Here is a 12589-nt window from a genome sequence, read left to right on the forward strand (position 1 = left end):
GGTGCGGCGCAGGCAGGCAAAGGGGGACGCGGCGGATGGCCGTGATGAAATGGATCGGCTACGGCCTGTTGGGGCTGGTGGTGACCGTGGCGGCGGGCGTCGGCATCGCCTTGGCCGTCTTCAACTGGAACGACGCCCGCGGCTTCATCGCCCGGCAGGCGTCCAAGGCGCTGAACCGCGAGGTCGCCATCGACGGCGATCTCAACGTCCGGTTGGGCGATCCGCTGCGCATCCGCGTCGAGGGACTCCGGGTCGCCAACGCGGAATGGAGCGACGACAAGACGATGGCGGAGCTGCGGGTGCTGGACCTTCAACTCCGCCCCTGGCCGCTGCTGCGCGGCGACTTCGAGTTTCCGGAGATCCGGCTTACCGGTCCCAAGCTGCTCCTGGAGAAGAACCGGGAGGGTGCCGCCAACTGGGCCTTCGGCGGGCCGGACCCGCGCAAGGAGGCGGCGAAGGAGACGGTGAAGCCGGAAGACCGCACCGACCTGCCGATCATCGAAACGCTCGTGGTCGAGGAGGGACGCCTGCGCTTCCGCGACCCCATCCGCAAGATCGACATCGACAGCGGCATCAACACGGCGGTCGGCGGCAACGGCGACCAGGAGGTCCGGCTGGACGGCAAGGGCGACTTTGCCGGAATGCCCTTCACACTGACGGCGGCGGGCGGCTCGCTGGAATATCTGCGCGACGATCCCAAACCCTACCCGCTGCGGGTCGAGACCGCCATCGGCAAGACCCGCGGCAAGATCGAGGGCTCCATCGCCGAACCGGTGAAGCTTCAGGGGGTTGACCTGTCGGTGGAGCTGCGCGGCGACGACCTGGCCGACGTCTTCCCGATCCTGGGCATTCCCGTGCCGACGACGCGGCCCTACGCCATCTCCGGCCATCTCGGTCGCGAGGGCGACGTCTGGCGGTTCGAGGGGATGAACGGCAAGGTCGGCGAAAGCGACCTGTCCGGTCAGGTGGCGGTCGATCTGGGCGGCGAGCGCCCGCGGATCACCGGCGACCTGACCTCGCGCAAGCTGGCCGCGGTCGATCTGGCGGGCTTTATCGGCGCCTCCCCGGAAGGTCGCGGCGACTACCCGACCAAGGGGCGGGAGCGGATCATCCCGGCCACCGAGGTTCCCCTGGAAAAGCTGCGCACCGCCGACATGGACGTGAAGTTCCGCGGCGAGCATGTGGAGGCTCCCTTCTCGACGCTGGATGCTCTCGACGCGCGGGCGAAGCTGGAGAACGGGCGGCTGGTGCTCGACCCGCTGTCGCTCGGCGTCGGCGGCGGGCGCGTGGCCGGAACGGTGGTTCTGGACGGAAGCCGCAAGACCCCGGCGCTGGACGTCAACCTGGACGTCCGGCAGATCAAGCTGGCCCGCCTGTTCCGCGAGACGGCCTTCGCGCAGGAGATGGGCGGCACGGCCAGCGGGCGCATCCAGTTGAAGGGGCAGGGGACCACGGTCGCCAACATTCTGGGCGCCTCCGACGGCAAGCTGGGCGTCGCGGTGGACGGCGGGCGGATCACCAGCTACGCGGTCAAGGGGCTGAAGACCAACATCCTGGAAACGCTGGGCGTCGTCCTGTCCGGCGACCGGCCTTTGCCCTTCAACTGCCTCGTCGCCGACGTAACAGTGAAGAACGGGCTGGTGGAAAGCCGCGCGCTGGTGCTCGACACGCCGGAAACGCTGGTGACGGCGGACGGCACGATCAACCTGCGCAGCGAGGCGATGGACATGACCGTGCTGGGGCGGGCGAAGAGCCCCCAGATCTTCGCCACCCACGTCCCGGTCCATGTCCGCGGCACGCTGGGCGCGCCGGACATCGGGGTGAACGCGACGGAGTCGGCGGCGCGCGGCGCCGCGGCGGTGGCGCTGGGCGTCCTGCTGACGCCGCTGGCCAGCGTTCTGCCTTTTCTTGACCCAGGCAGTGACGAGCAGCCACACTGCGGCGAACTCGTCCGGAACGCCCGGTCGCCGTCGAACGCCAACACCGGCTCCAGCGGGACCGGCAAGGGGCGCGACGCGGCTCCCTCGGGCGGCCAATCCGGCAAATCGCAGTAACGACGCATCAACAATCCCCAAAATAGGGCTGCATGACGCTCGACCAGGGACTCGCCTTCGGCATCATCGGCGCGGTGATCGCGCTGCTGATCTGGGACAAGCTGCGCTACGATCTCGTCGCCATGCTGGCGCTGCTGGCGGCGGTGGCCGTCGGGATCGTCAAGCCAAAGGACGCCTTCGGCGGCTTCTCCGACGACATCGTCATCATCGTCGGCTCCGCGCTGGTGGTCAGCGCGGCGGTCGGCCGCTCCGGGATCATCGAGGAGGTGATGCGCCCCCTCGGCGCCCGCATGAAGACCGTGCCGGCGCAGATCATCGTGCTGACCGGGGCGGTGACGCTGCTGTCCGCGGTGGTCAAGAACATCGGGGCGCTCGCCATCTTCATGCCCATCGCCATGCAGGTGGCGCGGCGCAACGGGACGAAGGTGTCGTTGCTGCTGATGCCCATGGCCTTCGGCTCGCTGCTGGGCGGGCTGATGACGCTGGTCGGCACCTCCCCCAACATCATCGTCAGCCGCCTGCGCAACGAGATGGTCGGCGAACCCTTCGGCATGTTCGACTTCACGCCGGTCGGGCTGACCATCGCGGTGGCGGGGGTGGCCTTCCTGACGGTCGGCTACCGCCTTCTGCCCACCGGTCGCCAGGCGGCGTCGGGCAGCGCCGGGGGCTTCTCCATCGACGACTACACGGCGGAGGCGCTGCTGCCGGAGAAGTCGCCCTTCGTCGGCAAGACGGTCGCCGACCTGGAGGCCTACGGCGAGGGCGACGTGACCGTCGCCGCGATCATCCGCGGGCGGCACCGCCGCCACATCCCGTCCGGCCACTGGGTGCTGCTGGCGGGCGACGTGCTGGTGCTGGAGGCCGACACCCAGGCGCTGGGCGACCTCGTGAAGCACGCCGGCCTGGAGCTGATGCACGAGAAGGAACTGGAGGGGGTGCAGAGCGACGAGGATCTGGCGGTCCTCGAAGCGGTGGTGGAGCCGCGCTCTCCCCTGATCGGCAGCAACGTCGAGGATGTGGAGCTGCGCGAGCGCTACGGCGCCAACCTGCTGGCGCTCAGCCGGCGCGGCCGGCCAATCCGCCAGCGGCTGCGCCGCGTCCGCTTCCAGCCGGGCGATCTGGTGGTGCTCCAGGCGCGGGCGGCGGGGCTGTCGGACACGCTGAACGAACTCGGCTGCCTGCCGCTGGCGGAGCGCAACCTGTCCATCGGGCGGCGGCGCAAGCGGCGCATCGCGCTGGCCGTGATGGCGGTGACCATCGGGCTGGTGGCGACCAGCCTCGTCCCGGTGACGCTGGCCTTCTTCGGCGCCGCGGTCGCCATGACGGCGCTGCGGGTGATCACGCTGAAGGAAGCCTACGAGTCGATCGAGTGGCCGATCCTGGTGCTGCTGGGCGCCCTGATCCCGGTCAGCGAGGCGCTGCGCACCACCGGCGGGACGGAGTTGATCGCCGGCTGGCTGTCCGTCGCCGCCCAGGGATTGCCGCCCATCGGGGCGCTGGCGATGATGCTGGTGGCGGCGATGGCGGTGACGCCCTTCCTCAACAACGCGGCCACCGTGCTGGTGATGGCCCCCATCGCCGCCAGCCTCGCCAACCATCTGGGCTTGCGGCCCGATGCCTTCCTGATGGCCGTGGCCGTGGGGGCGGGCTGCGACTTCCTCACCCCCATCGGCCACCAGTGCAACACGCTGGTCATGGGGCCGGGCGGCTACCGCTTCAGCGACTACGCGCGGCTCGGTTTGCCGCTGTCGCTGATCGTCATCGTGCTGGGCACAACGGCGATCGCGCTGTTCTGGCCCCTGATGCCGCATTAGCCCCGGACGTCAGTAACCTCAAACGTCAGTCCCAGGCGGGCGCCAGACCGTCCGGGCTGACGATCCGCCCGTCGGGGCGGGCGAGGCCGTGGATGGCCGCCATGTCCGCCTCCGACAGTTCGAAGTCGAAGACGGCGAGATTCTCGGCGGCGCGCTTTTCGCCGACCGTCTTCGACAGGGCGATCACCCCCTCCTGCTGGACCAGCCAGCGCAGGACCACCTGGGCGGCACTCCTGCCCAGCCGGGCGGCGATGTCGGTCAGCACCGGGTCCTTGAAGACCTTGCCGTCGGCCATGGCGTAGTAGGCTGTGACGGATTGGCCGTGGCGGCGCGCCGCCTCCAGCATCACCGACTGGTCGAGATAGGGGTGGTATTCGATCTGGTTGGTCACGATCGGCGCCTTGCTGAGGCGCACGGACTCGTCCAGCAGCGTCCGGTTGAAGTTGCTGACGCCGATGTGGCGGGTCTTGCCGGCGGCTTGGACGGCGTTCAGCGATTCGATCTGCTCGCCGAGCGGAACAGCCTCGTTCGGCCAGTGGAGCAGCAGCAGGTCCACATAGTCGGTCCGCAGCTTCGCCAAGCTCTCGTCCACCGAGCGGCGGAAATCGTCGGCCTTGTAGTTGCTGACCCACACCTTGGTGGTCAGGAAGACCTCGCCGCGCGGCAGGCCGGACGCCTTGATGGCCTCGCCGACCTCGCTCTCGTTGCCGTAGATCTGCGCGGTGTCGATGTGGCGGAAGCCGAGCTTCAGGACCTCCGGCACCATGCGCAGCACGTCGGGGCCGCTCATGCGGAAGGTGCCGAAGCCGAGGGCGGGGATGGCGGCGCCGTTGGCGGTTACGGTGTGCATAGGTCTCGATCCTCTCGAATGCCGAGTTTTTGTCAGTGTATTAGGCCGGCCGGGTATCAGGCCGGCCGGGTATCACGCAGGCTGGGCGACGGCCTCGCCGCGGCGCCCGTCCTTGCGGTCGAGCGCGCCGCTGAGCAGGGTCAGCGCCAGCCCACCCAGGACGAACAGCCCACCCMCCCACGGTGTTGCCGCGAGGCCGAGCGCGCTGTCCACCACCTGCCCGCCGAAGAAGGCGCCGGCGGCGATGCCCAGGTTGAAGGCGGCGATGTTCAGGGCCGAGGCCACGTCCACCGCGCCCGGCGCGTGGCGCTGCGCCAGTTGCACGACGTAGAGCTGGAGTCCCGGCACGTTGGCGAAGGCCAGCGCGCCCATTCCGGCCAGCGTCACCAGCGCCGGAACCGGGCTGGAGGCGGTGAAGGTGAAGACGATCAGCACGACCGCCTGAAGGGCGAACAGCCACGCCAGCGCGCGGACCGGGTTGCGGTTGGCGAGCTTGCCGCCCACCATGTTGCCGACCGCAATGGCCGCCCCGTAGAGCACCAGGACGAGGCTGACCGTGCCGCTGGAGAAGCCGGTGATCGTCTCCAGGATCGGCGCCAGATAGGTGAAGGCGACGAAGGTCCCGCCATAGCCCAGCGCCGTGATGGCGAAGGCCAGCAGCAGGCGCGGCTTGGCCAGCACGCGGACCTGGGTGGCGAGCCCGGCGGCTGGCGGCTGGCTGAGCTTCGCCGGGACCAGCGCCGCGACGCCCAGAGCGCCGATCACGCCCAGCGCGGAGACCGCCAGGAAGGTGGCGCGCCAGCCGAAATTCTGGCCGATCCAGGTGCCCATCGGCACGCCGGTGACGATGGCGATGGTCAGGCCGGAAAACATCATGGCGATGGCCGACGCCCGCTTGTCCTCCGGCACGAGGTCGGCGGCGATGGTCGCGCCGACCGAGAAGAAGACGCCGTGGGCGAAGGCGCTGAGCACGCGGGCGGCCAGCAGCGTCTCGTAATTGGGGCTGACTCCGGCCAGCAGGTTGCCGGCGATGAAGAGGCCCATCAGGCCGAGCAGCAGCGGCTTGCGCCGCAACCGCCCGGTCAGCGCGGTCAGGACCGGGGCGCCGACGGTGACGCCCAGCGCGTAGACGCTGACCACCATCCCGGCCATCGGCAGGCTGACGTTCAGGTCGGTGGCGACGGTCGGCAGCAGGCCGACGACGACGAACTCGGTCGTTCCGATGGCGTAGGCGCTGATCGCCAGCGCCAACAGTGCGAGTGGCATGACTGAAGGCTCCATCCATGCGAGCTGTGCAGGACGCATCAGATGAGCCAAAAATCCGGGATGCGGAATGCCGTCCGTTTTCGCATGATCGTGTCATTGAATGACAAGATGGGCGAAAGGGCACACCCGATGAGCGACAGCCGCGCCTGGGACATGAGGGTCTTCCTGCGCGTCGCCGCACTCGGCAGCTTCAGCGCCGCCGGGCGGGAGGTCGGCATGACCCCTTCCTCCACCGCCAAGCTGGTGACACGGCTGGAGGAGCGGCTCGGCGTGCGGCTGGTCGAACGCTCCACCCGCCGGCTGCGCCTGACCGCGGAGGGGGAGCTGTACCGCGAGCGGGCGGAAAGCCTGCTGGGCGACCTCGACGCCATGGAGGCGGAGGTGGCGGGCGGCGCCCGGTCGCCCACCGGGACGATCCGGGTCAGCGTGTCGGTGCCCTTCGGGCGGCATTGCCTGCTGCCGCTGCTGCCCGACTTCACGCGGGACTATCCGGGCATCCGGCTGGACCTGACCCTGACCGACGAGGTGGTGGACCTCTACGCGGCGCGGACCGACGTGGCCTTCCGCGCCGGGCGGCTGTCCGACTCGGCGCTGCTGGCGGTGCGGCTGGGCGACGTGCGGCGGCGCATCGTGGCGTCGCCGGACTATCTGGAGCGCAAGGGCACGCCGGAGAGAGCCGCCGATCTGGAGAGCCACGACTGCCTGGGCTTCAACTTCCGCCGCGCCGCCGCGGTCTGGCCGCTGAAGTCCGGCGGGCGGCTGGTCGACCGCGAGATCGACACGCGCATCGTCGCCAACAACGGCGAGACGGTGCGCCACATGGCCCTGCTCGGCCTCGGTCTGGCCCGGCTGGCCGAGTATCACATCCGCGCCGACCTCGCCGCCGGGCGGCTGGTCAGCGTCCTCGACGACGTGCTGGTGGACCGCGAGGAGATTCACGCCGTCTACACCGGGCGGGAGCGGGTGCCGCACCGGGTCCGCGCCTTCCTCGATCACATGACGCCGCGGATGCGCGCATGCCTGCAATGACCGAGCGGCGGGGTGGGGCGTCTTGCCGAAATTCGATAGCAAAGCTATTAAATAGGCATGCAATCGAATAACCCCTCCACCCCCGCCCCGGACTTTCCGTCCAACTTCGGCATCCACCTGTTCCGCGCCGCCCATCTGTGGCGGCGGGAGGCGAACAAGGTGCTGGCGGAGAGCGGCTTCTCCTCCTCCGTCATCTCGCCGCTGATGCTTCTCAACGAACTCGGCGACGGGATGCGCCAGCGCGAGCTGGCCGAGGAGATGGGGGTGGAGGGGCCGTCGCTGGTCCGGCTGCTCGACAGCCTGGAGGCCGCGAAGCTGGTCGAACGCCGGGAGGCCCCGGACGACCGGCGGGCCAAGACGCTGCACCTGACGGGCGAGGGCCGTGACCTGCTGGCCCGCGTCAACGCCGCGCTGAACGACGTGCGCCGCCGCCTGCTTCAGGGTGCCTCCGGCCCGGAGATCGCCGGCGCGGTGCGCGTCATGGCGGCGATCGAGTCGAACGCCCGAGCCATGAAGGTCTGACGGCGGTTCTACACAGCAGCGCGTCCCGCAGCGGCGGGATACGGAACGATCGCTCCCGGCCGCGCCGGTGGAGCGCAAGGACGAATCACGGTGAAACTCTTCTCCCTCCTCATTCGGATCACGGTCACGCTCGCCGTCGCGCTGGGCGCCGTCGGCGGCGGCTGGTGGCTGTGGGATTACTACATGAACCAGCCCTGGACCCGCGATGGGCGGGTGCGGGCCGACGTGGTGCAGGTGTCCTCCGACGTCGCCGGGCTGGTGACCGAGGTGCGGGTCACCGACAACCAGGCGGTCCGCAAGGGCGACGTTCTGTTCGTCGTGGACCCCAGCCGCTACCGCCTCGCCGTCGATCAGGCCGACGCCAACCTGGAAAGCGCCCGTGCCGAGTTGTCCTTCCGCAAGGCCGAGGCCGACCGCTACGCGCAGCTCGGCAACAACGTCGTCTCCACCGCCCAGCGGCAGGAGGTCGCTGCCGCCCAGGCGAAGGCCGCCGCCGCCGCCCGGCAGATGGAGGCGGCACTCGACCTCGCCCGCTTCAACCTGGAGCGGACGGAGGTGCGGGCGACGGTGGACGGCTTCGTCACCAACCTCCAGCTCAAGGCCGGCAACTACGTGACGGCGGGTCAGCCGGTGGTCGCGGTGATCGACCGCCATTCCTTCTACGTCGTCGGCTATTTCGAAGAGACCAAGCTGCCGCGCATCCGCATCGGCGATCCGGTCCGCGTCACCATCATGGGCGAGCCGGAGCGGCTGATCGGCCGGGTGGACAGCGTGACCCACGCCATCGTCGACCGCGATCGCACCGAAGGGACCGGCCTGCTGCCCAACGTCAACCCGACCTTCAATTGGGTCCGTCTGGCCCAGCGCATCCCCGTGCGCGTCGCGCTGGAGCAGGTTCCCGACCCCCGCGACCTCGTCGCCGGGCGCACCGTGACCGTCGAGGTGGTGCGGGAGACGGAGCAGGAAGCGCCCGCCAAGCGGGTGGCCGGGCAATGAAGACTCCTGCTTTCAAGCTGTTCTCGCTGAACGAGGCGCTGTTCTCGGTCAAGGCCTTCGCGGCGGCCATGGCGGCGCTTTACATCGCCTTCTCCATGGGGTTGCCGCGGCCCTTCTGGGCGATGGCGACCGCCTACATCGTCTCCGGCCCGCTGTCGGGCGCGGTGCGGTCGAAGGCGGTCTTCCGCGTCGCCGGGACGGCGCTGGGCTGTGCCGGGGCCATCGCCCTGGTGCCGGCGCTCTCCGACTCGCCGGAGCTGCTGACCCTGGCGCTGGGGTTGTGGGTGGCGGTCTGCCTGTTCATCTCGCTGCTCGACCGCACGCCGCGCAGCTATCTCTTCATGCTGGCCGGCTACACCATCGGGCTGATCGGCTTCCCCGCGGTGACCGACCCGTCGACCATCTTCGACACCGGTCTGGCCCGCGTCGAGGAGATCCTAATCGGCATCCTCTGCGCCACCGTGGTGCACAGCGTGGTCTTCCCGCAGAGCGTCGGGCCGGCGCTGCTCGGCCGGCTGGACGCCACGCTGCGCGACGCGGAGCGCTGGACGCGCGAGGCCCTGTCCGGCAAAGCCGAATCCGGCGGAGACCGGCAGAAACTGGCCCGCGACATCACCGAACTGCGCGTCATGGCGACCCATCTGCCCTACGACACGTCGGAGGTGCGCTGGATGACGCGGGCGGTGCGGGCGATGCAGGACCGCATGGCCTATCTGCTGCCGCTGACGGCCGGCATCGAGGATCGGCTGGACGCCCTGCGCGGCGAACTGCCCGCCGAGGTTTCGACGCTGCTGGCCGATCTGGATCGCTGGGTGGCCGGCGAATCGGTTGAGGGTGGGGCCGACCGTCTGCGCGCGGAGATCGCCCGGCTGTCCCCGGCCATCGGCGAGGGCACCGGCTGGAAGGAGGCGACGCTTCTCAACCTGCTGACCCGGCTGCGCTCGCTGGTGGACATCCACCAGGACTGCCGTGATCTGCGGGCGCACATCCGCGACGGCAAGAGCAGCCTGCCGGAGCGCCTCGACCCGCTGACCCGCCGCCGCTCGCGCGACGTCTTCCATCTCGACGCCGGCATGGCGCTGTGGTCGGGCTTCGCGGCGCTGCTCGGGATCGCGGTGGTCTGCGCCTTCTGGATCGGCACCGGCTGGTCGTCGGGATCGACAGCGGCGATGATGACGGCGGTCTTCTGCTGCTTCTTCGCCTCGCTGGACGACCCGGCGCCGGGCATCCGGCTGTTCCTGGTCTTCACCCTGTTGTCGGTGCCGCTGGCCGCCTTCTACCTGCTGGTGGTGCTGCCGTCCTTCGACAGCTTCCCCATGCTGGTGCTGGGCCTCGCCCCGACCTTCCTGCTGTTGGGCGTCTTCGTGGCGCGGCCGGCGACCATGGGCAAGGCGATGGCGCTGCTGATGGGGGTGGTCGGCTCGCTCAGCCTGCTCGACCTCGGGTCGGGGGACTTCGCGTCCTTCCTCAACAGCAACGTGGCCCAGGTGGTGGGCATCGCCACAGCGCTGCTGGTCACCCAGCTCTGCCGCTCGGTCGGCGCGGCCTGGAGCGCCCGGCGGCTGCTCCGCGCCGGCTGGAGCGAGATCGCGGCGATGACCGCCGCGCGCTCCGGCATTCCGGTGGGCAGCTTCGAGAACCGGATGCTCGACCGCGTCGGACTGCTGTCCTCCCGTCTGGCGCTGGCCGGTCCGCAGCAGGATCTGGCGGCGGCGGACGCGGTGAACGACCTGCGCGTCGGGCTGAACGTGGCGGAGCTGCAGCGCGCCCGGCGCGCGCTGGGCGGCCCGGCGGCGCCCCATGTGGCGCGGCTCCTGGGCGCGGTGGGGCAGCATTTCCGCGGCCTGTCCAGCCACCGCCTCGGCACGCCCCCGGCGGAGGTCCTGCCGATGATGGACGCGGCCCTGTCCAACCTGTCGGCCGAGCCGCGGTCGGCGGAGCGCGACCGGGCGGTGATCGCGCTGGCCGGCCTGCGCCGCGCGCTGTTCCCGCACCTGACCTTTGCCGCCCCCGATCCCTCCAGCGAAGCGCTCCGCGAACCGGTGATCGCATGATCGGCGAAATCGACATCTACGGGCTGTTCATCCCGCCGCTGCTGATCCTGGCCATCGCGGCCTGGTTCGTGTCGGGCCTGCTGCGCCGTGGCCTGCGGGCGGTGGGCTTCTACGGCTGGGTCTGGCACCCGCCGCTGTTCGATCTGGCGCTCTATGTGCTGGTGCTGAGTGCCCTGACGGCGCTGACCGCGTGGTTGAGGTGAAGGGGAGAAGGCGGGTCGGGGCGCTTATTGTTATGGACTTCCCTCCGACGCCCCGAACCACCTAATCCCATCCAAACCGTAAGGTTTAGAGACGTATCGGTTACCGCTGATATAACAGTTTGTCAAGCGACCGAATGGCCGGGAATCGGGACGCGACAACGGATGGACGGCGCCGGCTCCGCCTTGCCGGCGGGGCACCGGCTGCGGTACCATATCGGCCATGGTTGAAACGCGACGCACCGGTGACCGCTCCAACGAACCGATCCGCTCCGAGGTCGGGGGCGGGCGAGTCGCGTCGCCCGGCGCGGTCGGCGTCCGCAACCGGGCGGAGCAGGTCGGCGGCGGGCGCCAGCGCATCCCCAGCGTCCGCGAACTGGCCAGCCTTCTGGTGAACGGCATCCTGACACTGCCGCGCAATTACCGCCGCGGCATGTATCTCGACGTTCAGGTCTGACCCACGCCACCCCCCGTGTAAGCCGCGATCTCCGGTCCGAACAGGCGCTCCAGCAGCAGGGGCGGCAATTCGTACTGCGGCAGGCACAGGCTGGTGCTGCGGGCGTGCAGGGTGTGCAGCACCAGCCCCTCGGTGTCCGGGAGAGCGGCGACGCGAAAGCGCTCCTGCGCGCTCTTCATGAAGGGTGCGTCCTCGCAGGCGTTGACCGGCGGGAAGCGCACCGCCTCCCACACCGACCGCCGGTAGGCGTAGGAAAAGCCGTAGCCCAGCCGGTTGTCGTCGGACGGTGGCGTTTCCGGCGCCTCCACATAGCTGCGGGTCGTCCGGCCCCAACGGTGATGAGAGCCGCCGCGCGCCGTGTCCCAATAGCCGAAGGTGCCGTGCACCGCGCTGTGCAGGAACCAGCCGGACAGGGTGACCGCGTCGTGCCCCGCCTCCAGCCAGCCGAGCAGCCGCTCCACATAGTGGGGCGCGTAGAAGTCGTCGTCGTCGAAATGGACGATGATCTCGCCGCGCGCGTGCTCGGCCAGGATGTTGCGCTTCTCCCCGATGGCGTGGCGGCGCGGCGCGTAGAAATACTTCAGCCGCGGTCCGGCGAGCGGCTGGAGATAGGCGGACGGGCGCGGGCTGTCGTCGAACACCAGCCATTCGATGTCGGGGACGGTCTGCGACAGGACGCGGGCATGGCACAGCGGCAGGACGTCCTCCCGTCCCCAGCTTGGCGTGATGACGCTGACGAGCGGCCGGTCGGCCATGGTCTCTCCTTAAACAACGGGCGACGCCCCCGACCGCTGCACCGCATGGACTCCAGCCCGGCGGCGCGTGTAGACAGGCGTCATGGTGACACTTCGGGATGCCCTGGCCGCCGCGGTCGGCCACCATCAGGCGGGCCGGCTGGACGCGGCCCGGCCCCTTTATCATAGCATCCTGCGCAGCCAGCCGGGCCATCCCGACGCGCTTCACCTGCTGGGCGTCCTGGAAAGCCAGAGCGGCCGGCCGGGCGCGGCCCTGCCGCTGCTGCGCCGCGCCGTGGCGCTGCTGCCCGGCGACGCGGATTTCCTCGGCAATCTGGCGCGGACCCTGCGCGCGGCGGGGCAGCCCGACGAAGCGGCGCGCGCCTTCGCCCGCACGGCGGCGCTCGACCCCACGGATGTCCAGGCCGCCTTCACGCTGGGCTCCTTGCGGCTGGAGCGCGGGGACGCGGCGGGTGCGGCGGCGGCCTTCGCCCAGGCGCTGGCCCGGCGCCCGGACTTCGCGGAGGCCCGCATCAACCGCGCCAACGCGCTGGCCGCGCTGGGCCGGCCGGAGGATGCGGCGCGGCTGCGCCGGCAGGCGGTGGCCCTGGCG

12 protein-coding genes are annotated in these 12589 nt (G+C 70.3%); 9 read left to right on the plus strand and 3 right to left on the minus strand.

Annotated features, from left to right (window positions below; genetic code table 11):
* Positions 1 to 35: 35 nt before the first annotated feature.
* The gene (locus AC1DVI_RS14085; protein ID WP_476958492.1) at positions 36 to 2054 is read left to right on the plus strand and encodes an AsmA family protein; all 2019 of its coding nucleotides are present in this window, start codon (positions 36 to 38) and stop codon (positions 2052 to 2054) included.
* A gap of 32 nt (positions 2055 to 2086) precedes the next feature.
* Positions 2087 to 3868 carry an SLC13 family permease gene (locus tag AC1DVI_RS14090; RefSeq protein WP_476958493.1) on the plus strand — a complete coding sequence of 594 codons (1782 nt, stop codon included), beginning with the start codon at positions 2087 to 2089 and terminating at the stop codon, positions 3866 to 3868.
* A gap of 25 nt (positions 3869 to 3893) precedes the next feature.
* Here the strand turns inward: AC1DVI_RS14090 and AC1DVI_RS14095 are convergent, their stop codons facing one another.
* Entirely contained in the window at positions 3894 to 4718 is an 825-nt protein-coding gene (locus AC1DVI_RS14095; protein WP_476958494.1) for an aldo/keto reductase, read from the minus strand.
* A gap of 72 nt (positions 4719 to 4790) precedes the next feature.
* Positions 4791 to 5984, minus strand: coding sequence for an MFS transporter (locus AC1DVI_RS14100; protein ID WP_476958495.1), 1194 nt, complete (start codon positions 5982 to 5984; stop codon positions 4791 to 4793).
* Between the two features lie 129 nt (positions 5985 to 6113).
* Here AC1DVI_RS14100 and AC1DVI_RS14105 point away from each other — a divergent pair, with 129 nt between their 5' ends.
* The 6 genes from AC1DVI_RS14105 to AC1DVI_RS14130 all read left to right on the plus strand — a co-directional run bounded on the left by AC1DVI_RS14105 (position 6114) and on the right by AC1DVI_RS14130 (position 11242).
* The gene (locus AC1DVI_RS14105) at positions 6114 to 7013 is read left to right on the plus strand and encodes a LysR substrate-binding domain-containing protein (protein ID WP_476958496.1); all 900 of its coding nucleotides are present in this window, start codon (positions 6114 to 6116) and stop codon (positions 7011 to 7013) included.
* A 57-nt stretch (positions 7014 to 7070) separates the two neighbouring features.
* Positions 7071 to 7535 carry a MarR family winged helix-turn-helix transcriptional regulator gene (locus AC1DVI_RS14110; RefSeq protein WP_476958497.1) on the plus strand — a complete coding sequence of 155 codons (465 nt, stop codon included), beginning with the start codon at positions 7071 to 7073 and terminating at the stop codon, positions 7533 to 7535.
* Between the two features lie 90 nt (positions 7536 to 7625).
* The gene (locus tag AC1DVI_RS14115; RefSeq protein ID WP_476958498.1) at positions 7626 to 8531 is read left to right on the plus strand and encodes an efflux RND transporter periplasmic adaptor subunit; all 906 of its coding nucleotides are present in this window, start codon (positions 7626 to 7628) and stop codon (positions 8529 to 8531) included.
* Complete coding sequence (locus AC1DVI_RS14120; RefSeq protein WP_476958499.1) at positions 8528 to 10585, plus strand: FUSC family protein; 2058 nt, start codon at positions 8528 to 8530, stop codon at positions 10583 to 10585. Before AC1DVI_RS14115 ends, AC1DVI_RS14120 begins: the two co-directional genes overlap by 4 nt.
* Positions 10582 to 10788, plus strand: a complete 207-nt coding sequence (locus AC1DVI_RS14125; RefSeq protein WP_014198238.1) for a DUF1656 domain-containing protein — start codon at positions 10582 to 10584, stop codon at positions 10786 to 10788. Before AC1DVI_RS14120 ends, AC1DVI_RS14125 begins: the two co-directional genes overlap by 4 nt.
* A gap of 220 nt (positions 10789 to 11008) precedes the next feature.
* Complete coding sequence (locus AC1DVI_RS14130) at positions 11009 to 11242, plus strand: hypothetical protein (protein ID WP_035678364.1); 234 nt, start codon at positions 11009 to 11011, stop codon at positions 11240 to 11242.
* Here AC1DVI_RS14130 and AC1DVI_RS14135 read toward each other — a convergent pair.
* Positions 11233 to 11997 carry a glycosyltransferase family 2 protein gene (locus AC1DVI_RS14135; protein WP_476958500.1) on the minus strand — a complete coding sequence of 255 codons (765 nt, stop codon included), beginning with the start codon at positions 11995 to 11997 and terminating at the stop codon, positions 11233 to 11235. The genes AC1DVI_RS14130 and AC1DVI_RS14135 overlap by 10 nt on opposite strands.
* A gap of 82 nt (positions 11998 to 12079) precedes the next feature.
* Between AC1DVI_RS14135 and AC1DVI_RS14140 the strand changes: the two genes are divergently transcribed.
* Positions 12080 to 12589, plus strand: a 510-nt coding sequence (locus AC1DVI_RS14140; RefSeq protein ID WP_476958501.1) for a tetratricopeptide repeat protein, incomplete at its 3' end; no start/stop codon positions are given.

The sequence above is a fragment of the Azospirillum sp. P4_B5 genome, from assembly GCF_056402275.1.